20 protein-coding genes are annotated in these 26,311 nt (G+C 36.9%); 7 read left to right on the top strand and 13 right to left on the bottom strand.

Annotated features, from left to right (window positions below; translation table 11 throughout):
• Positions 1-62 precede the first annotated feature (62 nt).
• The 7 genes from galE to CEF19_RS13415 form a co-directional block, all read right to left on the bottom strand.
• The gene (galE, locus tag CEF19_RS13445) at positions 63-1,052 is read right to left on the bottom strand and encodes a UDP-glucose 4-epimerase GalE (protein ID WP_100406515.1); all 990 of its coding nucleotides are present in this window, start codon (positions 1,050-1,052) and stop codon (positions 63-65) included.
• The gene (locus tag CEF19_RS13440; protein ID WP_100406514.1) at positions 1,052-2,236 is read right to left on the bottom strand and encodes a galactokinase; all 1,185 of its coding nucleotides are present in this window, start codon (positions 2,234-2,236) and stop codon (positions 1,052-1,054) included. The genes galE and CEF19_RS13440 overlap by 1 nt, the downstream gene beginning before the upstream one ends.
• 97 nt (positions 2,237-2,333) lie before the next feature.
• Positions 2,334-3,554 (bottom strand): ROK family transcriptional regulator, encoded by a 1,221-nt coding sequence (locus CEF19_RS13435; protein ID WP_227521986.1) that lies wholly within the window; start codon positions 3,552-3,554, stop codon positions 2,334-2,336.
• Between the two features lie 97 nt (positions 3,555-3,651).
• The gene (locus CEF19_RS13430; RefSeq protein ID WP_100406512.1) at positions 3,652-4,140 is read right to left on the bottom strand and encodes a FixH family protein; all 489 of its coding nucleotides are present in this window, start codon (positions 4,138-4,140) and stop codon (positions 3,652-3,654) included.
• A 267-nt stretch (positions 4,141-4,407) separates the two neighbouring features.
• A complete protein-coding gene (locus CEF19_RS13425) occupies positions 4,408-5,952 on the bottom strand; it encodes a bifunctional GNAT family N-acetyltransferase/carbon-nitrogen hydrolase family protein (RefSeq protein ID WP_100406511.1) in 1,545 nt (514 codons plus the stop codon).
• A 172-nt stretch (positions 5,953-6,124) separates the two neighbouring features.
• Positions 6,125-6,583, bottom strand: a complete 459-nt coding sequence (locus tag CEF19_RS13420) for a chemotaxis protein CheX (RefSeq protein WP_100406510.1) — start codon at positions 6,581-6,583, stop codon at positions 6,125-6,127.
• A gap of 104 nt (positions 6,584-6,687) precedes the next feature.
• Entirely contained in the window at positions 6,688-7,386 is a 699-nt protein-coding gene (locus tag CEF19_RS13415) for a DUF2225 domain-containing protein (RefSeq protein ID WP_100406509.1), read from the bottom strand.
• 429 nt (positions 7,387-7,815) lie between these two features.
• On the opposite strand from CEF19_RS13415, the gene CEF19_RS13410 reads away from it, so the two are divergent.
• The 4 genes from CEF19_RS13410 to CEF19_RS13395 all read left to right on the top strand — a co-directional run bounded on the left by CEF19_RS13410 (position 7,816) and on the right by CEF19_RS13395 (position 14,026).
• Positions 7,816-8,934, top strand: coding sequence for a glucose-1-phosphate adenylyltransferase (locus tag CEF19_RS13410; protein ID WP_319830097.1), 1,119 nt, complete (start codon positions 7,816-7,818; stop codon positions 8,932-8,934).
• Between the two features lie 25 nt (positions 8,935-8,959).
• A complete protein-coding gene (glgD, locus tag CEF19_RS13405; RefSeq protein WP_100408312.1) occupies positions 8,960-10,066 on the top strand; it encodes a glucose-1-phosphate adenylyltransferase subunit GlgD in 1,107 nt (368 codons plus the stop codon).
• A gap of 93 nt (positions 10,067-10,159) precedes the next feature.
• On the top strand, positions 10,160-11,578 hold the full coding sequence (glgA, locus tag CEF19_RS13400) for a glycogen synthase GlgA (RefSeq protein ID WP_319830077.1): 1,419 nt from the start codon (positions 10,160-10,162) through the stop codon (positions 11,576-11,578).
• A gap of 36 nt (positions 11,579-11,614) precedes the next feature.
• Positions 11,615-14,026, top strand: a complete 2,412-nt coding sequence (locus tag CEF19_RS13395) for a glycogen/starch/alpha-glucan phosphorylase (RefSeq protein WP_157801081.1) — start codon at positions 11,615-11,617, stop codon at positions 14,024-14,026.
• Between the two features lie 90 nt (positions 14,027-14,116).
• Here CEF19_RS13395 and CEF19_RS13390 read toward each other — a convergent pair whose 3' ends face one another.
• Entirely contained in the window at positions 14,117-14,860 is a 744-nt protein-coding gene (locus CEF19_RS13390; RefSeq protein ID WP_100406506.1) for a glycerophosphodiester phosphodiesterase family protein, read from the bottom strand.
• Positions 14,861-14,985: 125 nt separating this feature from the next.
• Between CEF19_RS13390 and CEF19_RS13385 the strand changes: the two genes are divergently transcribed.
• Entirely contained in the window at positions 14,986-16,359 is a 1,374-nt protein-coding gene (locus tag CEF19_RS13385; RefSeq protein WP_100406505.1) for an alanine/glycine:cation symporter family protein, read from the top strand.
• Positions 16,360-16,439: 80 nt separating this feature from the next.
• Here the strand turns inward: CEF19_RS13385 and CEF19_RS13380 are convergent, their stop codons facing one another.
• From CEF19_RS13380 to nfsA, 3 genes are all read right to left on the bottom strand, one after another.
• Entirely contained in the window at positions 16,440-17,060 is a 621-nt protein-coding gene (locus CEF19_RS13380) for a fumarylacetoacetate hydrolase family protein (RefSeq protein ID WP_100406504.1), read from the bottom strand.
• A 43-nt stretch (positions 17,061-17,103) separates the two neighbouring features.
• A complete protein-coding gene (locus CEF19_RS13375) occupies positions 17,104-18,276 on the bottom strand; it encodes a pyridoxal phosphate-dependent aminotransferase (RefSeq protein ID WP_100406503.1) in 1,173 nt (390 codons plus the stop codon).
• Between the two features lie 171 nt (positions 18,277-18,447).
• Entirely contained in the window at positions 18,448-19,185 is a 738-nt protein-coding gene (nfsA, locus tag CEF19_RS13370) for an oxygen-insensitive NADPH nitroreductase (RefSeq protein ID WP_319830076.1), read from the bottom strand.
• A 177-nt stretch (positions 19,186-19,362) separates the two neighbouring features.
• Here nfsA and CEF19_RS13365 point away from each other — a divergent pair, with 177 nt between their 5' ends.
• Positions 19,363-20,547 (top strand): DUF418 domain-containing protein, encoded by a 1,185-nt coding sequence (locus tag CEF19_RS13365; protein ID WP_100406502.1) that lies wholly within the window; start codon positions 19,363-19,365, stop codon positions 20,545-20,547.
• Positions 20,548-20,616: 69 nt separating this feature from the next.
• Here the strand turns inward: CEF19_RS13365 and CEF19_RS13360 are convergent, their stop codons facing one another.
• Entirely contained in the window at positions 20,617-21,543 is a 927-nt protein-coding gene (locus tag CEF19_RS13360) for an exopolyphosphatase (protein ID WP_227521985.1), read from the bottom strand.
• Positions 21,544-22,311: 768 nt separating this feature from the next.
• On the opposite strand from CEF19_RS13360, the gene CEF19_RS13355 reads away from it, so the two are divergent.
• Positions 22,312-23,814 (top strand): NarK family nitrate/nitrite MFS transporter, encoded by a 1,503-nt coding sequence (locus CEF19_RS13355; RefSeq protein WP_100406501.1) that lies wholly within the window; start codon positions 22,312-22,314, stop codon positions 23,812-23,814.
• A gap of 20 nt (positions 23,815-23,834) precedes the next feature.
• Here the strand turns inward: CEF19_RS13355 and CEF19_RS13350 are convergent, their stop codons facing one another.
• A complete protein-coding gene (locus tag CEF19_RS13350) occupies positions 23,835-26,090 on the bottom strand; it encodes an MASE3 domain-containing protein (protein WP_100406500.1) in 2,256 nt (751 codons plus the stop codon).
• Positions 26,091-26,311: the final 221 nt, after the last annotated feature.

Below are 26,311 nucleotides of genomic sequence, written 5' to 3'. Positions count from 1 at the left end.
CGAATTAACTACATAGTCATTATAATCGAGTCAGAGGATATTGGAAAGGAGTCACCAACAAGTTAGAAATTTCCATACCCAAGCGGCCTAGATTTATGCCAATTCCAAGCATGCTCCACGATGGCATCTAATTTATTATACCTCGGAGTCCATCCAAGCTCATCTTGAGCTAAATCAGCTGAGGCAATTAAGGTTGCAGGATCTCCTGGTCTACGCTCAGAAACAACTGCTGGAATTGAATGACCGGTCACGCTTCGGCATGTTTCAATCACCTCTTTAACGGAAAAGCCGGTTCCATTTCCTAGGTTATAAACCGCCGTTTTTTTATCCCGACGTAGTTTTTGTAGTGCTAAATAATGTGCTTCTGCTAAGTCCATTACATGGATATAATCCCTTACACAGCTGCCATCTTCTGTTTGATAGTCTTCGCCAAAGATATGGACACTATCTCTTTGACCAAGTGCCACTTGAAGAACAATCGGAATCAAATGTGACTCTGGAGTATGGTCCTCCCCGATTCGTCCTTTAGGATCTGCTCCTGCTGCATTAAAGTATCGTAAGCTAACAGATTTTAATCCGTAGGCCCCGTCGCACCAACGGAAAAGCTTTTCAATAGCGAGCTTAGTTTCACCATAAGGACTTGTTGGATTAGTAGGGTCACTTTCCTTAATTGGGATAGAGGTTGGCTCTCCATATGTCGCTGCTGTTGATGAAAAGACAATATTTTTTACTTGATGCTTCACCATTTGCTTAACAAGTGAGTGCGTAGCAATGACATTATTTTCATAATACTCAAGCGGTTTCACGACGCTCTCACCAACTAAAGAGGACGCAGCAAAGTGAACGACTGCTTCAATATCATGCTTAGAAAATAAATTGTCTAACAAGGCTTCATCTTGAAGAGATCCCTGATAAAACGTTGCTCCTAGAATGGCTTGCTGATGTCCTTTATCTAGATTATCAAGAACGATAACATCCTCTCCTTGATCGAGAAAATAAAGGACGGTATGACTTCCAATATAGCCTGCTCCACCAGTTATTAATATTGCCATTAGCCTTGCACCTCCATCTGAATCTCATGAACACCATTTCCAGCTTCACAAATATAAAAAGTCGGTACGAGCCCAGTTTCGACTTCATACTTGTGCTTTACCTCATCCTGAAAAGCTAAAACAGCTTCCTCTTTAACCAAACTTACTGTACAACCACCAAAACCCGCTCCCGTCATTCTGGTTCCTACACAGCCATTTACTTGACGTTGCGCATCAAATAATGAATCTAATTCCTTACCTGTTACTTCGTAATCATCTCTTAAAGAAACATGAGATCCAATCATTTGTTGACCAAATAATTGAAGGTCTCCAGCTTCAAGTGCCTCTTTTGCATCATTTGTACGCTTATTTTCAGTTATAACATGCTTTGCACGGCGAAATAAACATTCATCAGCTATTAAATTTTCGATGGTAGGGAGCTCTAATTCCGTTAAATCACTGAGGGTTTGAACAGAAGGCATTTCTTTTTGAATTCTTGCTAATGCTTCTTCACATTCCGCTCTACGCTCATTATATTTTGAATCCGCTAAACCTCTACGTTTATTTGTGTTCGTAATAACGATTTTATGACCGTGCAACTCTAATGGTACATCTTCCGCATGCATTGTCATTGTGTTTAGATAAATCGCATGCTTTTCTTTACAAAGTCCTACTGCATACTGGTCCATAATCCCACTATTGACTCCGATAAAATGATTTTCCATTCGTTGGCACAGCTTTGCCAGTTCAACTCGAGAAATTGATGCATTAGCTAACGCTGCTAATCCAAAAGCTGTTACCATTCCAATTGAAGCTGATGATGAAAGACCTGCTCCGTTCGGAATTGTCCCTTCAAATAAAATATCTGCTCCTTTTATAGATACATGCGCATCCACTAATTCCCGAATAATTCCCTTCGGATAATTACCCCAATCATCCTCTGTTTTATAGGAGAGTTCTTCTATTGAAAACGAAATTTTTTGTTCGAAATTTGTACTTGCTAAATGGAACATCCCATCTTCACGCTCGCGAATCACCATATACGTACCAATTGTTAAAGCTGCTGGAAATACATAACCACCATTATAATCAGTATGCTCGCCAATAAGATTCACTCGACCGGGAGCAAAGAATAGTCTAGTTTTCTTATCATTTGGAGAGAAAGTCACCTGAAATTGTTCTAGTAATGCCTGTTGATTTGACATCTCTAACACCTCGCCCTTAACTTAATTAAATTAATTTATTAAGATTATAACATAAAAAAACCACTTATGCGCAGTGGTTTTTCTATAGCCTCCGTTTTCATGAAACATGCGGAGAAAAAATATTTTTAAGGACAAGCGTTATTGCCCCTATTACAGTTCCGTACTCACCTAGCTTAGATATAACGATCTCAGTTTCTCTTGCTTTTGGAGTAAGAGCACGATGTTTGACTACTTCTCGAATCGGTTCAAGAATAAAGTCCCCTGCTTTTGAAACACCTCCACCAATAATAATTCTATTAGGGTTCATAAGATTAATTAAGTTCGTCACTCCTACCCCCAAATACCTGCCTGTTTCTTCCAAAACTTGGATTGAGAGATTATCCCCTTCTAACGCACATTGATGGATGAGTGAGCCAGTAATTAAATCCGTTTGTGCCCCAACCTTTTCAATAATTTTCGTTTTTCTCCCTAAAGCAATTTCCTTTAACGCATGCTCTCGTAACATCCCACCACTTGCGATCGTTTGTAAGCAACCATAGCTCCCGCATGTACACTTTTTCCCATTTAAATCAACAATCATATGTCCAAACTCACCAGCGATTCCATTTTCCCCGTGAAAAAGCTCATGATTTAAGATAATCCCAGCTCCAATTCCGGTCCCCACGTTAATACAAATTACATTATCTATATCACGTCCATTTCCAAACCAAGCTTCACCTAATGCTAATGCTCTTGCATCGTTTTCAACATAGGTCGGTAAAGAAAAATGGTCTTCTAAGTGCTCTTTTATCGGGATATCTGTTAAATTAAAATTAGGTGCAAATACAGAGACCCCTTTTTGATAATTAACAATCCCATGCATGCCAACACCAATTCCAAGTAGCTTTTCTTTTGGAATTGATGTTTCAGCCAGCAACTTTCCAATAATAGATACTAAATTTTGAAGTAATATTTCTTTATCCAAACGAGATGGTAGCTCAACTGTTTGCTGTATTTCAATCTCTGCATTTAAATCTGTTAAAATTGCACGTACATGATGACCCCCAACATCTAGGCCGATGATAAAAGAGTGCTTTGAAGCTATGGTTAGTAATATGGGCTTTCTACCACCTTTTGATTCCCCGACTTCACTCTCTCTCACAAGACCTGCTTCTAATAATTCCCCGACAATATTAGTTACAGTTGGAGGGGTTAGTTTCGTCTTTTTAGCAATATCAGCCCTTGAAATCTGTCCATATTGACGAATTGTATTTAAGATGACCGAACGATTTAAAGATTTCATAAGTTGAAAGCTTCCTGTTACGTGCGAGCTTGACAATTGACTTCTCTCCCTTTTTAAATCACTACTATATATCATATCGCAATTTAAACGGAGAATGAAGAAAAAGCTAGGTAAGTCTACCTTCTCCTCTCTATCATTTGAAGAATTTCTCTGCTTCTGGTTGGTTTGAATTAAAATTATCCGCTGGATCTCGTTTCTCTTCCGAAATAATTGGTCCCTCCACTTTAAGTAGAAATTGATTTAAGTAAATCTTTCTTCCTCTATTCACTTCAACCATTCCTATCCAGAGTCCCGGTAGAGAGAAAATTACTTCTCTCTCATACAGGCCCCCCTCGACGTGGTGCATTACTTTATCTAGGTTATGTACAGTATCAGGTCTGTCGAGCGTAAGATGAACCGTTGCATCTTCAATAGGCATTCCTACTTCATCCTCAAGAAACATTTGAAGGTTAACTACCTCGCCCGTGCCGTAAGTCTCGTCAGATCCAACAAGCTCAATACGCCACATCGTCACTTCTTCTTTTATAAAAAAACTCTGATATATCAATATTATCGTTAAACAAAGCAGCAGCGCACCAGCTAAATATAAAGGAGGTACTGTTTTTTCTTTTTCCATTCTCATGACATATCTCTCCTTCTAGAGGCTGTTCAAAAAGGATGGACTCCCTCTTACATTAAACTAATCTGTAGGTAAGAGAAAATTGTTTAACACCACTAAACAAGGTACATACCATTTTTCATTTATCGTGATGTTAGACTAAGACATAGTAGTTTTGAACAGCCTGTTCTATTCTAGATGTATTATCATCGTTTCCATCCAAGAAGAGAGGTAAACCTCGTAAACGCAAAAGGCTGTAACCTTTTAATCCTTAAGGTTACAGCCTTTTTGCTAGTCTTGCTTATAAAGAATACTGTAAATATCATGTCGGCGATCCCGTAATTGATTGACACTGCCTGCACGACGATGACGTCTTAAACTTTCTAAATCAACATCTCCTACGACAACCGTTTCGATATTAGGATTACACTCACCAACAATACCATCTCTTGCAAACGTAAAATCAGATGGGCTAAATATCCCTGATTGGGCGTATTGGATATCCATGTTTTCAACTTCAGATAAATTCCCTACAGTTCCCGAAAGAACTGTGAATACTTGATTTTCAATAGCTCTAGCCTGTGAACAATAACGAACACGTAAATAACCTTGGCGATCATCTGTACAGAAAGGGGTAAAGATTATATTTGCTCCTTTATCAACAGCTATACGCGCAAGTTCTGGAAATTCAATATCGTAGCAGATTTGAATAGCGATTTTTCCGCAATCCGTATCAAAGACATTGACATTATCTCCACCTGTAATCCCCCAAAATTTACGTTCATTTGGTGTTATATGAAGCTTATATTGCTTCTCAATTGTTCCATTTCGACGGAATAGATAAGCAATGTTATAAATCTTCCCTTCTTCTTCAACGAAATGAGACCCACCGATAATATTGACATTATATTTAACTGCTAGAGTCGTAAATAATTCAATATAATCCTCTGTAAATTCTGTTAAACGACGAATCGCTTGGCTTGGGCTTTTTTCCGGTAAAAATGATAATAGCTGCAAAGTAAAGATTTCCGGAAAAACAGCGAAATCAGAATTATAACTTGCAGCAACATCCGTATAATACTCACATTGCCCAGCAAAGTCTTCAAATGAGTAAATCTTTTTCATTTCATATTGAATCGTCGTAATTCTAACTGGAAATGCTGTTTTAAATTGGCGCTTTGGCGTCGTTGGACGGTAATCAATGTTATTCCATTCCATTAAGGTGGCATAACGCATTGATGCTTTGTCATCCTCCAAATAATTTTGATTAATCCGCTTTAACGTAAAACCGTTCATCACTTGAAACGTCAAAACAGGGTCAAAAATATTATGAAAGGAAACTTCTTCTACATATTGACGTGGGGTTAATTTATCAGCATGCTTATAATAATTCGGAATTCTTCCTCCGATAATTATACTTTTTAAATTGAGTTCCCGCGCAAGATCCTTTCTTGCTTCATATAACCGGCGACCAATTTTCATACGGCGATACTTTGGATGAACCATTACTTCAATTCCGTAGAGATTGAATCCTTCTGGGTCATGGTTTGTAATATAACCATTGTCTGTTATCTCATCCCATGTATGCTGATCGTCATACTCATCAAAATTAATTATTAAACTTGAGCATGAACCAATAATCTCCCCATCATATTCAACACAAAATTGACCTTCTTTAAATATATTTATATGGCTTTGTAAGTGCTCTCGCTCCCATGGATCCATATTTGGAAAACATAGTTTTTGCATCTCTAAAAGCGCATCAAAATCTTTTTCCTCAGTGTTTCGAATAATCATCTTTTTTTCAAATCTAGAAACATCTACAATATCAGACATGTTCTCATCTCCCTTGCCTGCTAAACTTTAACCAAAATTCCTAAAAGACTATTTTACACGTTGATGAAGTCTTTGTATAGAAATGTTTACTACTAATTGTTATATACCTAACCAGCCTTTTTTTAGAATAATAAAAAGCGAATCGATGATTAGCACCACCGAATTCGCTTTTTTATTGCTCTTTTACTGAAATATGAACATCAATTCCACCAATTGAACTATCTAATGGTACTGTAACAAATGGACTTCCAGCATGAAATTTCGATTCACCCTCGTTCACAATTGGAGTCGTGACATCAATAATACATTCTTCCTTGGAGAGCTCTGTAGCTGTCGTACCTGCCACCCAGTTTCCGAATTCCTGTACAGCACTCCAGCCCATTTCGTCCAAATTCTCTATTATCATTCCACCCATCATTGCTCCTACAATCTTTTTCGCTGTATCTTCTGAGAAGGAACAAATGATTTGACCTGTTAATTGACCTTTCACACCAAGTATAACGGATATGTCATTTGACGGTACACTCCCAGTACCCGCCTTAGGCGCAAGCAGGGTTACATCTATACCAAAATGACTTGATAGTATTCCTCTCGTAGCTTGGCAAATAGCGTTCACATGTTTCACATTCACTTCTATTCCTCCAAAGCTTCTCGCTCAGTAAAAACCTGTCGAAATGCATAGTTGTTTTGTTGTTTATTTTATCATAGCTCTATTATTCAATGTGATTTTTCTCTCTAAATTGTCGCTCGCTGCTCACTTTGATGACGAATGCTATACCACTGTTCTCTCGCCATATCGACAATTTTCGTTTCAAATGCTTTGTTTTTATGTTGGATGACTTTAGAAAAATAATTAATTGCATCAGCATCCCTTCCAAGACGCCGACTCAACTCTCCTATTAAATATATCAACTTTATATCTGACATTTGAGTCTCAAGATAATCTGATTTTTGATACGACTCTTTATAATGATCAAGAGCTTTCTTTAAAAACCGGATTTCTTGGTCTTCGTCTTCTGAAGACCGGTAAAGCCAAGCCAAACGTAGGCAGAGTCCACCGACAACGACTTCTTTTTCTTTTTTTAAAATGCCTGATAAGACACCCAATTTCAAGGCCCGAATCGCCACTTCTAATTCTCTTTCTTGTCCAAAATCCTGTACTTTCCAGTTTTTAAACTGTTCTGCTATTACTTGAGTTGTACCAGATGGAAAATGCGAGGAAAACATCTCCGAAGAAGCAAACCCACACTGCGGACAAACATCAACTTCGTAATAAACGGGATTAAATTTAGGGTCTTTATATTCAGTATGGAAATCACTATCAATTTTCTCAATTCTTATAAATCTTGTACGTAAACGTTTAGTACTAAAGGTTTTTTTACAATATAAACAGGTTTTTTCTTTGTCATAAAACGGCTTTATCTGAACGGACACAAGCCTCACCCTAGTCTTATAGATTTGTATCTATCTTATTATAAATACCATCATTTTAGCTATACTTTTTTGTTATTCTCGCTATTTTCCCGATTATTTAGGTAAAAACAAGGAATAAACAGAGACTTTACTACTAATTGCAATAACCAACTTGAAATATTTACAAAATAATATCCGTTTCTAGCGAAAATTTAAAATAATTATTTGAACAGGTAAAAAGTCTTACTTTAGTTCTGATAAAAGGTTAAGTGATTTTAGAGAAAATAAAAATAAAAAATAAAGAACAAACTGGTATTGTGAGCGCTCTCCAAAACATATACATAGATAGATTCGTTTGACTATGCTTGTTTGCATAACTGTCGAATTATCCGTTGTTCATTTTAGCTTTTAGGAGGAGTCTGTGTGAATAAAAAGAAAGAATGCGTTGCGATGCTACTTGCGGGAGGCGAAGGAAAGCGTTTAGGAAGTCTTACAAGCAAAATTGCAAAACCTGCCGTACACTTTGGGGGAAAATACCGCATTATTGATTTCCCATTAAGCAATTGTACTAATTCAGGAATTGATACCGTCGGGGTACTTACTCAGTACGAGCATCTCATTTTGCATCGACATTTGGGGAATGGAGCGCCTTGGGATCTGGATTTAGGTCAAGGCGGCTTAACCTGCCTTCCACCATTTATCGAGAAAAAAGGTGCTTCTTGGTATAAAGGGACCGCTGATGCTATTTATCAAAATTGTAGTTTCATTGAACAATTCCAACCAGAATATATTATCATTTTATCAGGTGACCATATTTATAAAATGGATTACAGTTTAATGATAGATTTCCATAAAAGCCGTAATGCTGACGCAACAATCTCAGTGATTGAAGTTCCTTGGGAGGAGGCATCTCGGTTTGGAATTATGAACACTGATGTGAACATGGAGATTACTGAATTTGAAGAAAAACCTCCCTACCCTAAAAGTAACCTTGCATCAATGGGTGTGTATATTTTTAACTGGGAAACACTAAAGTCATATTTAAATGTTGATGCTCTACTTGAATATTCAAGTCATGATTTCGGCAAGGACATCATCCCTGCTATGCTAGCGGATCAACGAAATTTAGTTGCATATCCTTTTAACGGATATTGGAAAGATGTCGGTACCGTTCAAAGCTTTTGGGAAGCTAATATGGATTTATTAAACTCTACTTCTCTTCAACTTCTTGATGAAAAGTGGCGAATTTATTCCGTTAATCCTAATCTCCCCCCTCAATTCATATCTCAAGAAGCAAGTATAACCAATTCATTAGTCCATGAAGGTTGTATGATTGATGGCACAATAAACCACTCCATTCTTTTCCACAATGTTGAAGTCTCTATTAATAGTACAATTGAGGATTCAATCATTATGCCAGGCGTTAAAATAGGAGAAAATGTTAACTTAAAAAAAGTAATTGTAACTGAGGACACTATAATCCCCGACGGAACCACTCTACTGAGTGAGGATGTTGTAGTAATTGACAAAGGAACATCTTTTGAAAAAATCTCAGTCATGCAAAGATAAATCAGGAGAGGATGGCGTTTATTTAATGAAACAATTAATGGGGGTTATTAATTTAGATGGAGAACAAGATTTACTACGTGAACTCACTTATTTTCGATGCGGAGCCTCCGTCCCTTTTGCCGGGAGATACCGCCTCATTGATTTTGTCCTTTCAAATATGGTAAATGAACGAATTCACGATGTAGCCGTTTTCACACGTCAAAAATACCGTTCCCTTATGGATCATTTAGGAACAGGAAAACCGTGGGAACTTGACCGCAAAAGAGGAGGACTCTTCATTTTGCCTCCAGATTGGCACGATCCTACCGATTTATCCCAGGGAGAACTACAACATTTTCATAATAATCGTGATTTCTTTTTACGGGGTTCTGCAGAACATGTACTTATTACCGGAAGTCAATTTATTTGTAATATCAACTATAAAGAAGTCTTTAATCAGCACCTCTCTACTAATTCAGATGTTACAATCATTTACCACAATACCCGTAAAATGGAACCTGAGTTTCATTCTGAACAAAAACTGGAATTTAACAAGGGCGGAAGGTTAGAACGGATAACAACAGATGTAAGTAATCCTAATCTTTATATGAAGATGTATATTATTCGAAAAGACGTTCTATTAAAACTGGTTGACTATTGCATTGCAAGAAACAACCAACATCTTTTACTAGATGGTGTCCTTGCCAATCTCTCAAAGTTGAAAGTAAGTTGTTATGCATATGAAGGTTACCTTGCTGTTATAAACTCTATCGATAGCTACTACAAGCATAGTATGTCGATTTTAGATAAAAGTGTTTACAAAAAGCTATTTTTAAACAGAAATCCGATTTATACTAAAATTAAAGATGAACCCCCGACTCATTTCTCGAAAGAGGCCATAGTTCATCAATCAATAATAGCAAATGGTTGCTTAATTGAAGGCACAGTTGAAAATAGTATTCTGTTTAGAGGCGTTCATGTTCATAAGGATGCAGTTATTCGAAATTCAATCGTGATGCAACGATGTGATATTCATCAAGGAACGATTTTAGAAAACATGATTCTAGATAAAGATATTCTCCTCTCACCAAAAAGAACATTTATAGGTGCAAAGGAACAGCCTTATATTATCGCCAAACGGAAAGTCATTTAGAACAATAAAACGCAAGGTCTTACATCAAGATTCTCTTCTAATTGACTTAGTTAAATTCATTTTTCTAACTCTATTTAAGGAAGGAGCAAATATATGTTGAATATTGTGATGGTTGCATCAGAATGTACGCCATTTTTTAAAACCGGAGGCCTTGCTGACGTAATTGGATCTCTTCCTCAAGAGTTAGCTAGAAATAAAAAAATTGAAACAACTGTTATTCTTCCCAAACATTCAAAGCTACCCGAAGAATATGAGAAAGAGCTTGAATTCGTTGGCTCTTTCTCAGTCAATGTTACCTGGAGAAATCAACATTGTGGACTCTTTAAAATAAAACAAAGTGATGTTACGTATTATTTTATTGATAACGAGTACTATTTCAAACGTGATTCCCTTTATGGACATTTTGATGACGCCGAGCGCTATGTGTTTTTTACTCATGCTGTTTTAGCGAGTATTGACTATTTGAATTTAGACCCCTCCATTCTTCATTGCCATGATTGGCAAACAGGTCTTATTCCAGCTTATATTAAAGCGGGTCGTCATTCTAAGCTTGTCAAAACTCTTTTCACCATTCATAACCTACGTTACCAAGGGATATTTTCTTTTTCTATTTTTCATGAATTGCTACATCTTGATGAGACCCATATTGGTGGTCTCATGATGGGCGATTCTGTTAACTTCTTGAAGGCTGCTCTTATCCACGCTGATTGGGTATCAACAGTTAGCCCGACGTATGCAATGGAAATTAAAACTCCTCATTTCGGTGAAGGGTTACATACTATTTTAAATGAACGTTCCTCTACATTAACCGGTATCATCAACGGAATTGATACTAATGACTTTAATCCAGCAACCGATAAAGCTCTTCCTTTCAACTATTCTCATGACTTAGATAAAAAACGAAAAAACAAGAGATATATCCAAGAGAAATACAATCTCAACATCTCAGATTCAACACCGATGGTAACAATTATTTCTCGTCTAGTTTCTGAAAAAGGCTTACCACTTATCCTTCATATCCTCGAAGAATTACTTCAAACTGAAGATGTTCAATTAACGATTCTTGGCACGGGGGATCTTGAATTTGAACAGGCCTTTAAATATTTCAAAAATAAATTTCCCGATAAAATGCATGTAGAATTAGCCTTTGATGAGAGCTTAGCTCGTACATTCTATGCCGCTTCTGATATGTTTTTAATGCCATCACAATTTGAGCCATGCGGCTTAAGCCAACTTATTGCCCTTCGTTACGAAAGTGTCCCAATTGTTCGTGAAACGGGTGGGTTAAACGATACAATTCTTTCATACAATGAAGAAACAGGGGAAGGAAATGGTTTTAGTTTCACAAATTTTAATGCAGATGACCTCCTTTATACTATCCGACGTGCATTATCACTTTACCAAGATAAAAAGATGTGGGTTGAAATTTGTCATAATGTGTATCAATCTGATTTTAGCTGGACCGAGTCAGCAAAAACTTACATGAATCTCTATGAAAAGCTAATTGAATGAAAAGGAGCGTGAAGAACGTTGACCGTAACTAAGGAAATGTTCCTAACTGAATTTCGCGAGAAGCTAACAACCTCATTCGGTAAAAGTATGAAGGATGCAACAGATAAAGAAGTGTTTCAAGCAATTAGCTTAATGATTAAAGATGAAATTTACCGAAAATGGCAGCACACGCAAAAATCCTATCAAGAAGGTCAATATAAACAAGTTTACTATTTATCGATGGAATTCTTATTAGGTCGCCTCATTGAAAATAACTTGTTAAACGTAGGCTGGTTTGATGTTTGTAAGGAAGTTCTAATGGAGAGTGGGTTAAATACAGATAAAGTCTTCTCACAAGAGCATGATGCTGGACTTGGAAATGGTGGACTCGGAAGACTAGCTGCTTGCTTTCTCGATTCATTAGCCTCCTTAAAACTCCCAGGGCATGGGGTTGGCATTCGCTACAAATATGGACTATTTCAACAAAAGATGGTGAATGGATACCAGGTTGAGCTTCCCGATTACTGGTTAAAAGATGAGTATATGTGGGAAACAAAAAGAGAAGAAGAAGCGGTTGAAGTTCGTTTTGGAGGAACAGTAGAGGTTTATTATGAGGAAGACAATCTTCGTTTTAAGCATGTCGATTATGAACGTGTAAGAGCAGTTCCGTATGATGTGCCTATCGTTGGTTATCAGAATGAGGTTGTTAATACTCTTCGATTATGGAGTGCAGAATCAATGAACAATCATTTCCACTTCCAATCCCCTAACGGACATGACTATTATCATTATTTAGATTACAAACGTTCAGTCGAGCAAATCTCTGAATTCCTATATCCTGATGATTCTTTTTATGAAGGAAAAATACTTCGTTTAAAACAACAATATTTTCTTGTTTCAGCAGGACTACAAAATATTATAAAAAAACATAAACAAACTCATCATCACATTAAAAATCTTCCTAATAAAATAGCAATCCAAATAAATGATACACACCCAAGCTTAGTCGTACCAGAGCTTATGCGTTTACTGTTGGATGATGAAGGTTTGGGATGGGACGAGGCTTGGGCTATTACAACCTCCACAGTAGCATACACAAACCATACAACCTTAAATGAAGCACTTGAAAAGTGGCCAGAGAACATGATTCGCGACCTCTTTCCACGTATTTATATGATCATCGAAGAAATCAACGAGCGCTTTTGTAAACAAATTTGGTACGAACATCCAAGCCTTCGTGATTCAATTGCGCAGATGGCCATCATATCATACGGTACTGTTCATATGGCCCATTTAGCAATGGTCGGTAGCTTTAGTATTAATGGCGTTGCAAAGCTCCATACAACGATATTAAAAAAACAAGTGATGAAACCTTTTTATCAGATTTTCCCTGAACGCTTCAATAATAAAACAAATGGAATTACTCATCGACGTTGGCTCCTTAATGTCAATCCAGAATTAGCTTCACTTATCTCTTCAACGATAGGAAATGGTTGGATTCAAGAACCTAAAAAACTGATACAGCTTCTTCCTTTTGCAAATGATTCCTCTTTTCAAAATGCTATCGCTAACGTAAAACAAAAGAAAAAAGAGGACTTTGCTGCTTACATCCATGGGAAATACGGAATCGTGATTGATACAACTTCCATCTTTGATGTACATATCAAGCGACTACATGGATATAAAAGACAATTATTAAACATTTTTCATATTTTACATCTTTACCAATTATGCCGTGAAAATCCAAATTTACCAATGACCCCGCGAACGTTTATTTTTGGTGCAAAAGCAGCACCAGGGTATCATTTCGCCAAAAATGTTATTAAATTAATTACTGCTGCAGCTGAGAAAATTAACTCAGACCCTGCGTCTAGAGATAAAATAAAAATTGTTTTCCTTGAAAATTATAATGTTTCCCTTGCTGAGCGTATCATACCGGCAGCTGATGTAAGCGAACAGATTTCAACAGCTAGTAAAGAAGCTTCAGGTACAGGTAATATGAAATTAATGATGAACGGGGCTCTTACACTCGGAACACATGATGGTGCAAATGTAGAAATTAAAGAAATGGTAGGCCCAGAAAATATTTTCACTTTTGGTTTAACCTCTGAGGAAGTTTTCGACTATCAAGAAAAGGGGACCTATCGCGCTCGAGATGTCTACAACAGTGACCAACGAATTCGAACGGTGATGGATCAACTTGTTACTCGCTTTTTCTCAAAAGACGACGTCGAGTTTAAACATATCTACTATTCTCTTCTAAAACGAAATGATGAATTTTTCGTATTAAAGGATTTTGATGGATATGTAGAAGCTCAGCAACTTGTTGACCAAACATATCGCCAACAATCGATATGGTTAAAGAAAAGCATTACGAATATTGCTCATTCAGGAAAGTTTTCAAGTGACCGTACAGTATCTCAGTATGCAAATGAGATTTGGGGTATTCACCCTGTGACAATGAGCTAGAAACTTTTTGAATTACATTCTTTTGCTTTCAATATTAGTGTATTGGAGCAACCAGAGTCGTCCCTCCTCTAAGTTAAGACAGCCGCTTTCTTAAAAGTCGGCTGCTTTTCTTTTGAACTCATTTCTTACCTCAAGAGCAAGTTTAGGATCATCAGTAATAAAAGCATGACAACCAAGTTTCATGTATTGTTTCATAACTAGTTTATCGTTAATAGTATAAGGCCTAAGTTTAATTTTTTTCGTGAGAAGATATTTGATTTCCTCTTCATCCAGTGATAAATAATGAAAATGGTAACCCTCTGCTCCAGCGAAAGCTATATCTTCTTCAGGATGCTTCAGTGTAGCTAGCGTAATAATAGCTACTTCTAAATGAGATGCTTTTTCTTTGACTCGACGAATAAGTCTATGATCAAATGAAGAAATAATCACTCTTTGTTCCATTTTGTACTTTTCTATCAGCTTTAAAATTCGTTTCCATAACGTTCTCTTTTTTGCTACGTTTGATTTTATCTCGATATTCACCTTAAGTGTGTTACCCTCTGCCCAAATAAAGACATCCTCTAGGGTAGGAATTTTCTCATTCTTCCACTTCCCAGTTCCTGCCTCAAATTGTTTTAGTTTTTCAACGGTATAAGAGCTTACACGTCCGCTTCCATTCGTAGTTCTCTCGAGCATATGGTCATGAATAACAATAGGAACACGGTCTTTACTTAATTGTACATCGAGCTCAATTCCATCAGCACCAACCTCGGTAGCCGCTTGAAAGGCGGCTATTGTATTCTCCGGATATTGACTAGAAAACCCTCGATGCGCAAAAATAGCTGTTTGAATCATCACTCACTCCTTCTCTCTAATAATAAAAATCTTTAGAGTTCTTTTTTGGAAAAAACTATACATTGACAAAGTAGGTATTTTTCCAGAGTATAGTTTATATTATTAGAAAAAGGAGGATGAGTGCTATGGAAGAAAAAAGTACACTCATGCAGACCATCGATTCGATTAATAGCTTTATTTGGGGGCCACCTCTGCTTATCCTATTAGTCGGTACCGGTATTTATTTAACGCTACGTCTATCATTCTTACAATTTTCTACTCTGCCATATGCGTTAAAGCTTGCATTCAGTCGGACACAGGATAAAAAGTCTGAAGGTGATATATCCCATTTTCAATCATTAATGACAGCACTTGCCGCGACGGTTGGGACTGGAAATATCGCCGGGGTCGCGACAGCTGTTGTAATTGGTGGGCCAGGTGCTGTTTTTTGGATGTGGCTGTCCGCCCTATTTGGAATGGCTACTAAATATGCAGAAGCTATTTTAGCAGTTAAGTATCGTGAAAAAGGGGAAAATGGTGAGATGGCTGGCGGACCAATGTATTATCTTGAAAAAGGATTAGGTCAGAAATGGTTAGGAATCGCCTTTGCAGCTTTCGCAGCCATAGCTGCATTCGGAATCGGAAATACCGTTCAATCAAATTCAGTTGCAGATGTTATCGAAAGTAATTGGGGAATTAATCCTTGGGTTACCGGAGGATTATTAGCTCTATTTACAGGGATTGTTATTTTAGGAGGAATTCGTAGCATTGGACGTGCAGTAGCATTCATTGTTCCAGTCATGGCTTTATTTTATGTCATAGCAGGACTTATTTTAATTATTAGTAATATTTCTCTTGTCCCTAGTGCTGTTAGTCTTATTTTCTCTGATGCCTTTACAGGGCAAGCGGTAGCAGGTGGGGCACTCGGTGTCGTTATCCAATACGGCGTTGCTAGAGGTGTCTTTTCTAATGAGGCTGGTTTAGGATCAGCTCCAATAGCCGCAGCAGCTGCAAGAACAGACTATCCAGGGCGACAAGCTCTTGTATCTATGACTCAAGTATTTATTGATACCATTATTATTTGTTCGATTACGGGAATTGCTCTCGTGATGGGAAATCTTTATATCGGCGACCTCAAAGGGGCAGCTTTAACATCGGCAACATTTGAATTCTTCCTCGGGCCCATCGGTTCGATAATTGTCGCCCTTGGTATGATTTTCTTTGCTTACTCCACAATCTTAGGTTGGTCTTATTATGGGGAAAAATGTATCGGCTATTTATTTAAATCACCTTCAGCAATTTTCATTTACCGAATTGCTTATGTTTTAGCCGTTGTCCTTGGTGCAGGGGCAAGTTTAAACTTAGTCTGGGGATTAGCTGATATAATGAATGGTTTGATGGCCATTCCAAACTTAATAGGTTTACTCGGCCTTTCTGGTGTTGTTGTGGCTGAAACACATCGGTTCAAAAAACAAATGCGGGCAGAAAAAGCAACAAATTCTCCTTATCATAGTGAGTAACATTTAGAAATTCAGCTTCCTAATAAAAAGTAAGGGGATGTGGCATAAGGTCAAAGACTGCTTATGACACATCCCTTATTTTAATTTATAGAAACTTGAAATTGACCCTTTTCCTCTTCTCCCCAATACATCTTAAAAACATCACCGTCTGAAATTGGTCCTACCCCTTCTGGTGTACCTGTAAAGATGATATCTCCAGTCCCTAAACCAAAGACGTCTTCACACTCATCGATAATTGACTGAAAATCAAAAATCATGTCTTGAACATTTCCTTCTTGAATTACTCTTCCATTATTGACCAGGTAAAAATTTTCGCATTGTTCGACTCCTGAAAACTTCCAAAAATCAGTAATAATCGCAGAATTTTTAAATCCTTTAGCTCTAAGCCAAGGTTGCCCCTTTTTCTTTAAATCAGACTGAATATCTCGCAGTGTTAAGTCTACTCCTAATGCCATCTTTGAAACAACATCTTCAAGCTTGTCTCCCTTTTTCACCGGACGATCTATAAGTAAAACAATTTCAAGTTCATGGTGGATCTCCCCTTTTCCCTTTTGGAATGTTAAGGTATGACCGCTTGCACTAGCTAGAGCATGAGTAGGCTTTGAAAATAAAATAGGGGAATCTGGAATTTCATTCCCAAGCTCCGTCGCATGTTTGGCATAGTTTCTTCCAATGCAAAAAATATTGTTTATCCCACTCATATGTATCGACCTCTTTTCAACATATCGTTGTTATTATTTCTGCTCAAAAAAGATTAAGTTCTTTTATCCTTTTCATTGCTTCACGCAAGTCTTCCTCATTACTTAGCAACCCAATTCTTACATACCCTTCGCCATATGTCCCAAACCCAATACCCGGAGCTACGACAACTCTCGCTTGCTCGAGTAACCGCTCTGCAAATTGTTCCGAGCTATAACCTCCAGGAACCGGAAACCAAGCGAAGAATGACCCTTTTGGTGCTTGCACATTCCACCCAATTTCTTTGGCGGCGCTGACTAATGCATTCCTTCTACCTTCATACATTTTAATTAAATCCTGCACACAGGATTGATCCGCCTGCAATGCATGAGCTGCCGCCTCCTGTATACCACCAAATAAACTACAATAATAATGTTCCTGAATTAGTTCAATCGCTTCAATCACCCTCGGATTTCCGATAACAAAACCGACTCTCCACCCGGCCATATTATAAGTCTTGGAAAGAGTTAGCATTTCAACACCAACCTCCTTCGAACCCGGAATTTCTAAAAAACTCATCGGTCTTTCACCCTCATAGCCTATTGCTCCGTAAGCAAAATCATGAACGACACATATATCATGCTCTTTACCAATCGAAATAGCATTTTCAAATAATTCTGGTGTTGCAGTTGCTCCAGTTGGATTATTGGGGTAGTTTAAAAACATTAATTTAGCAGATCGTAGAACAGTCTCTTTAATTGAAGAAAAATCAGGATGAAAGTCATTTTCAATTATTAATGGCATCGGGTGTATCACCCCACCTGATAAAGCGATGCCAGACCAATAATCTGGATAGCCAGGGTCTGGAACAAGTGCAACATCACCTGGATTTAAAAAACATTGACTAATTTCTACAAGTCCTGTTTTTGTTCCAGACAATACAGCGACTTCTTTTGTTGGATCAATCTCTACATTAAATTCTCTCTTATAATAATCGGCAACGGCTTGTTTTAAAAAAGGAAAGCCATCAAATGGTGAATATTTATGATAGATTGGATTTTCAGATGCTTCTTTTAATTTTTCTACAATGTGAGTCGGAGTAGGCTGGTCTGGGTTTCCTTGACCTAAATTTATGACATCATTATGCTTCTTTTTTAACTCCACTACTTTATTTACTAAATTTGAAAAGAATTGCTTTGGCAAACGTTGTAATGCATCAGATTGTTTAAACGTATTCATTTGACTTTTCTCCTTAAGATAGAACTGTATCCATATTAAAAAGCCTCTTCTCATGTATAAAAAGAGGCTTTTTGTACAATCAATGACAAATTAAGTTAATTGAGTTCCTAGTTTTTCAAGCAACATTATGGTGAGATTTTATAGAAAAACAATTGTGTTGTCAAGGAAATTTCAATCTGATAAAAATCCTTGCTTTTTCAAAAAATCGCCAATATGCGCTCTTTTTGGTGTAGAAAAATGCTTTGCCATTTGCTTAGTCCAAGTATCCATACGTTTTCCTTCCGTACGCTTTAAATAGTATGCTTCCATTACTTCATCATAATCTTCTAATGCATCTACTGCTTCATCATACCTTTCATGATGAACGACACTTCCTATAGGTAAACGTGGTTTTTGTTCAGGATTTTGATTTGGTACACCAACACATAATCCCATCACAGGAAACACATATTTCGGTAAGTTCAGGAGGGAAGTAACCTCTTCCGGTTGATTTCTAATCCCACCAATCATAACGCCACCAAGTCCAAATGCTCTTGCGGCAATAAGCATATTTTGAGCCACTAATGCAGCATCAACAGCGCCAACTAACAATTGCTCTGCCCCCCCAGCTTCAAAAGGTTCATTATGCTTTTCACTCGCACATTTTAACCGCTGAAAATCTGCACAGATAACAAAGAAGACCGGACACTCTGCCACATATTGTTGATTTCCTACTAATTTAGCAAGCTTACGTTTCGTTTCCTCACCTTCAATAACGATAATGCTATACGCTTGAACATGGTGCGAAGAAGGCGCCCATCTCCCCACTTCAACAATTTCCTTAATGGATGCCTTGGATACTGGATCTTTTGTGAATTTCCTAATTGAACGATGACTCTTAATAAGGTCAATTACTTTAGATTGAATCATTCTAATCTCCTTTCTTTTTAATAAGTATTAAGTAATAGTTTACATGAGCCGCTCTCATTCTGTAAGAAATCCGCTCAGAATCGATTATGTTTTAAATAGAACTACATACAATCTGCATATTGTAGAACGGAATACAATAATTTACAATGACTATATAACGAGAGAAGGAGAAATCCAATGAAAAATCGACCTACATCAATTCAAGAATCGGATCGCATTTTCTCACTCGATATTATGAGAGGTTTTGCGCTTTTAGGAATATTACTAGCAAACAGTATGCATTTTCAGTTTGGACTTTTTCTGATTCCTAACTTGCACGACTATTATCCACTTGGGCTTCTTGACCGCGTGACTGAAGTTGTTATTATCATTTTTGCACAAGCAAGCTTTTATACGTTATTTTCCTTTCTTTTTGGGTATGGCATGGCTTTCTTAAAAGAACGTCTTCAACAGAAGTCACTTCGATTTACTCCGTTATATTGGAGACGAATGATTATTTTACTTGCTCTTGGGTACATCCACGGTCTTTTAATTTGGGATGGAGACATTTTATTTATGTATGCGTTAGCCTCTTTTCTTCTATTCTTTTTCTTGAAATTATCTGAAAAAGGGTTACTTATTTGGGCTCTTATCTTGCTACTGCTTATGGCTCTTTCTATCGCCTCTCCTGAAGATGATGGTTCAATGACAGCTTTTAATGAATCATTAACTTCGTACTCTATTAACGAAAAAGAAATTCTCACATCGGGCTCCTATCATGAAGTCGTTTCCTTCCGTCTTCATGCAGACCCCCTAGGAATGGGGTGGATAGGTGATATCGTTATTTTAGGAAGTGGTATAGTATCTGTACTTGGAATGTTTTTACTCGGAGCTTACGTCGCTCGAAAAAATTGGTTACTAGAAGCTCGAAAACACCATGTTTTGATGAAAAAAATATGGTGGGCCACCTTGCTTATAGGTTTTCCTAGTAAAATTGCTTATACCATTAATGATTCTGAGCAATTTGAAATGCTTCATTCTATGGTCGGAGGGCCACTTGTGGCAATGTTCTATGCGACCAGTATTGTTCTAGTCATCTCTAATGAAAAAAGAATACAATTACTAAAGCCTCTTGCTTATGTTGGACGACTTTCGTTAACAAACTACCTGCTTCAGTCTGTAGTATTCACTAGTCTCTTTTATGGATATGGATTGGGACTATTTGGTCAAATTGGCTATTTTGCAGGAGTCATCATTGTTTTTTTCTTTTTCTATCTACAAATTCTCTTTAGTAAATGGTGGATTACTCATTGTTATATAGGTCCGGTTGAATGGCTTTGGCGAGCTGGGACCTACTTATACCTCCCTAAGCTTAAACGATAAAAAAGCCTTTAAAAAGGGTGTTCAAAAGGTTTTTACCTTTTGAACACCCTTTTTTCCTACGTTTTAAAATTAACCATTCTCTATCAATTTATGGACTAGGGTAGCAATAACATCATCCGACCCTTCATAAGCAACCTGACACATTCCAGCCGCCTTTTGCCCACCACCACCGTACTCCCCCATTATCTGACCAACATGAATAGTGGACGTTTTATTAATAACGCTGTGACCACAAGCAATTGTACATACCTTATTATTAGATCCATCAACAATCGATATAGATATATTTTGTTCAGGGTAAAGCGCATACACAAGGAACTGGTTGCTTGGCAAGCTCTCTTCCACACCACGTAAATCAGTAACAATAACATTCTCATAGATTGTTGAATACTTCTTTAACATCGATTGAAACTCTTCATTTAATTCAAAATAACGCTTCACTCTTTCCTGTACATCAGGATCCTCAAGGATTTCAATAGCATTCTTTTCTGCACATAATTTAACAAGCTTCTCCATTAATTGGTAGGGGCTTATCGTGTAATTTTGAAAACTACTTATACCTGTTTGTGCACCTGCATCCATAATGAAAGATACTAAGACCCATCCTTTAGGATACAGGATATCTTTTTTAATGAAATTAGCAGCAGCGGCTTTATCAACACCACTCATAATATCATCAAGCTTCGTACCAAACTTTTTTTTACCACCAAAATAATCATAAACTATGCGAGTTGTACTATTTGCAGGACGCACGTCTCCTTTAAAAGTAAAATTTTCAGCCTTCACTCGTCTTAGCTCACTCGCATGATGGTCAAACCACATTCCGCAACCTTCAACATACGGAACATTCGTTAATATATCATTTGCAGTAATCTCAACTTTTCCATCTTGCACGTCTTTTGGATGGACAAACACCATTTCATCAATTAGATTTAATTGATTTAGTAGCATTGCAGTAACAAGACCATCAAAATTTGAACGAGTGACTAATCTCACAAGCTTCCCTCCTAAACTTTACCTTGACTACGAATATTCTATCATTCAAATCATTGAGATGACAACACTCTCATTCATTGAAAAAAGAGAACGCTTTAATGTGGTTCATTTATGGCGTTCTCTTACTAACAGATACCATATAATCCTTAACTTAAAAAGGTATGTGTTTTAAGCATTTAACCAGACAGTAAAGATGTTTTGTAATGTTCCTGAAATCCCTACCCCTTTTAACTACAAATATTATTTTAATTTATTGGTTCTAATTAACTTATTAACTTTCAAACTCTTATTCAATCAGGACGTGAGAAATTCTAACATTAGAAAGTCCCAAAATGACTATTTTAAAGATAAATTCATTTATACCCCGAGATTAGAGTTTAAAAGGGCCTTTAATAAACATTCCTCCGCACTTCCGTTTCTGTTTAAATGGTGAGAAATCGGCCCTATTCGGCAAACGCTTAGGATAAATAGTTTAGATTTAACTTTAAACGCTCAATTTTATTGGAAAACGTTTTCAATGTAAAATTATCTCTCAATTTTTAAGACAGAATGAAAAAGCCGTGTAAAAATAACAACATCAAAACATGTATTTCACAGGGAGGTTAATATGATATACGTTCTTATTGCTCAACAAAGTATCATCAAAAGGAAGGTGAATCCCAGGTTATCGAAACACTGTTAACCTATCTGACCAAAGTTCAGACAAGTCGAAATATTCATGTAAAAATAAAAAGAAAATCAAACATGTATTTAAGAGGAGGGTTTTAAATGACAGTTACTGATTTATTTAAATTTAAAAACGAACGGATTAAAATGTTACATTTTGCTTGGTTTGCATTTTTTGTTTCTTTCTTCGCATGGTACAGCATGGCCCCTCTAGCAACAACAATAATGGCGGATATGAATTGGTTAACACCTCAACACATCGCTGCATTAGGAATCTGTAATGTTGTTCTAACAATCCCTGCACGAATTATCATTGGTTCATTATTAGATAAATATGGACCAAGAGTTGTATATTCAGGTTTACTAATTTTAATGTCAATACCAGCAATTACCTTTGCTTTTGGTGATACATGGGCACAATTAATGGTATCACGCCTTATTCTTGGTAGCATCGGTGCCAGCTTCGTTGTCGGAATTAGAATGGTAGCCGAGTGGTTCCCTCCTAAGAGTGTAGGTTTTGCTGAGGGTATTTACGGGGGATGGGGTAACTTTGGTTCAGCTGCGGCTGCCATGTTATTACCATGGTTTGCACTAACTATCCTTGGTGGAGACAATGGTTGGAGGTATGCCCTAGCCTTTACGGGTGTTGTCTGTTTTGTTTACGGGATAATCTTCTATATTTTCGTAAGAGATACTCCAAAAGGAAAAGCTTTAATTAAGCCGAAAAGAGCCTCTGCTCTTGAAATTAGTAGTTGGGGTGACCTTATCCAATTAATCGCATGGACATTACCTCTAGGTGGTGCGCTTGCTGTTAGTGCTTGGAGACTTGAGGGACTTGGTTTCATTTCAGAAGAAGCACTATATATTATATGGACTGTTATTACACTTGTGGTTATTTATCAAGTTTTTAATATTTTAAAAGTTAATGTACCTCGCCTTAAAGCTGGGGTGCCAGAAGAAGACAAATATAAATTTAAAAACGTAGGAGCTTTAAATAGTACGTATTTTGCAAACTTTGGTGCAGAACTAGCCATCGTTTCAATGCTTCCAATGTTTTTCCAATTAACTTTCTCGTTAACACCAGCAACTGCTGGACTAATTGCTTCTTCTTTTGCCTTTGTTAACTTAGTTGCTCGCCCGCTGGGGGGGGTTCTCTCCGACAGAATGGGAAGTCGGCGTAAAGTTATGCTTGTCTATATGTTAGGAATTTCAATAGGCCTCATCTTAATGGGTTTAATGGATTCTAGTTGGCCTTTAGTCTTAGCCGTTGCTGTTACAGTATTAACGTCAATGTTTATCCAAGGGGCGGAGGGTGCGACCTTTGCAGTAATTCCAATGATTAAAAAACGTGTTACTGGACAAATTGCTGGGATGTCAGGTGCTTACGGTAACGTTGGTGCAACGATTTATCTTACATTGTTTACCTTTGTTTCACCGCAGCAATTTTTCTTTATCCTAGCATCAGGGGCGTTTGTTAGCTTTATCGTCTGTTATTTCACTCTTGAAGAGCCCAAAAACTCATTCAGTGAAGAATACTATCTTACCGATGCTGAGTTAAAACAACAAGCAGATGCCGATGAAGCATTGCAAAAGCAAGCCCTCTAAAAAAAGTATCAACTCAGTTCCTAATAACTGGGTTGATACTTTTTGTCTTCATCTATCGCTAAAGGTATGTTAAGGGTCATCGTCGTTCCTACATTTACTTTACTAGTTATTTCAAGTGTACCTTGATGCGCTTCTATAATTTTTTTACTCACCATTAGTCCAAGGCCGGTTCCTTTCTCTTTTAGGGTATAAAATGGCTCCCCTAATCGATCAATAATTTCTTCTGGAATGCCTATCCCTTCATCCGTAATAGCTATCGAAACTTCACTCCCTACTAATAAGACCCTTGTGATTATTACCCCTCCTTCAGGCATCGCTTCCATTGCATTTTTATAAAGATTAATGAACACCTGACGTAATTGATTTTTATCAATAAAAATATGTATTGGATACTCTGGTTTTTCAATATACATTTCAACATCCTTTAATAAGGCTTGCGGATGTAAGAAATTGCTCACTGTAGCTAGTACTTCTCCTAAATCTTCTTTTTGAAACTGTATTGCTTGAGGTTTAGCAACAACCATGAATTCATTTGTAATCATTTCTAAATGTTCAATCTCTTGAAGCATAATACTCAAGTAAGACTTATTTTTAATTTCAGCGGTTGTTTCTAGCAGCTGAAGAAATCCCTTTATGGTCGTTAACGGATTTCTAATTTCATGAGCAAAACCGGCCGCTAATTCACCAACAACTGAAAGCTTTTCCGATTTCCTGAGTAGTTCTTCTGTTTTAATTAATGTTGTAATGTCAATAAATGACCCGATAAGTTCAACGGTTTTTCCATTTTCGATTTTAGGATTGAGAGAGATAAGAATGGTAATATCAGAGAGTAAATCAGATTGAAACGTTAGCTGATTTCCCTGCCATGCTTGCTCATATTTTTCTTCAAGCTTAACTGCCTTTTCCATTGGGAACAATTCACCTGGAGTTTTCCCAACTACGTCAGTTGGAACAAAATAATACTTTCTAAGCATTTGACCATCCACAAGAGTATAGACAAAGCTTCCATTAACCTTTTTCACTTTAAATATTGCTCCCTGGTGTTGCTCAATGGCTTCCTGTAACTCCCTACGCACATTTTGAATGGCACTCTCAGCCTGCTTCTTCTCCGTCTCATCACGAATAATTGCTGCATAAAAGCGGTTATTCTTTTCACTATCTACTGCTTTTATCGGTGAGATAGTTACACTTACAGGAATTAACTTTCCGTCTTTACATTGCAACTGAGTATGATAATTGGTATATGAACGTCCAGGTTTCAATGCTTCTAGTTTTGTTTTAATATCCCCTGCTGTTTTCGGAATTATGGTCTCTAAATAAAGACTGTGATTCCGCTTAAAGCCAAACATCTTCCTAAAAGACGGATTACTTCTCAAAATTAGTTGACTTTCACGATCAAAAATCACAATGGCGTCAGGGGTATATTTAAAAAGCGACTCAAGTTCATTTTCAACATGTAGGAGCTTTTGTTCCGTTTCCTCTTTATCGGCAATGGATTTCTGTATATGCCAATAATAGAACGCTTTCATAATAAAGAAATACCCAATCACTTTAAATGCTTGCGCTGTAATGGCTATTTCATAAATAGTTCGAAATGTTAAAACCGTTAATGAACCATAAATCATAAAGCAACATGCTAATAATAAATCAAGGTAGATAATATTTTTCTTTTCACTATATCGATTAAAAAAATAAAGGAGAAACCCTAAATACATACACACACTAGTAATTTCAATTATATTCTTGAGGAAAGTTGGCTTTAATTCCTCCGTCACTAGAAAAGGAAGAGTATTACTAGATTGGACAATGAAAACTGATAGAATAATCGTCCAAATTACGGTAATAGCAACCCAAATATATTTCATAGACGGGGCTTGAACACTTTCTATTTTTTTCAAAAAATAAATTCCAATTGTAAGAACGAGCAATTCAGTCAAACAAACTAGAGCCCCTAGCCAAACAGTTGTTTGAAATCCCTCATCAAATGAGACCCCCTTGTAAGATAACGTATGAATAACCTCGAAAATCGCTACAGCTAAAAACCCATTCGTGATTAGAAACGGTACAGTTTCATTTGTATGCCGCAGTGTCAACCATCCATATACAAAAATGGCAAGTGCAATGGATATAGTAAATAAATCCAAAACCTTATGAATATATAAATAATCGGTAGATATATATTCCATAAAAGCGTTTTGAAAGAATAATGAATAAACGAATACCAAAAAACCAATGATTATCAGTATTAGTACTCTTCGTTCTATAAAAGTAATCAAGTAAATATCCACCTCTATGTATATTTGAGATACTCTAATCAATTTAAAAGTCTCTTAACTTTATTGTATAAGGAATTGATAGGAATTGATACAATTAATCGACTCTTCAGACAGTTAAAAAAAAGTCCATAAGAGATCACATACACCTTTTGAATTCTATTTTTATTTTGTCACATTACTATTTTAAGAAATTTAGAGCAATGGCTTACATACTACTCATC

Source organism: Bacillus solitudinis (assembly GCF_002797395.1).
GTDB lineage: Bacteria > Bacillota > Bacilli > Bacillales > Bacillaceae_D > Halalkalibacter_A > Halalkalibacter_A solitudinis.
This window is presented reverse-complemented; position numbering and strand designations above follow the sequence as displayed.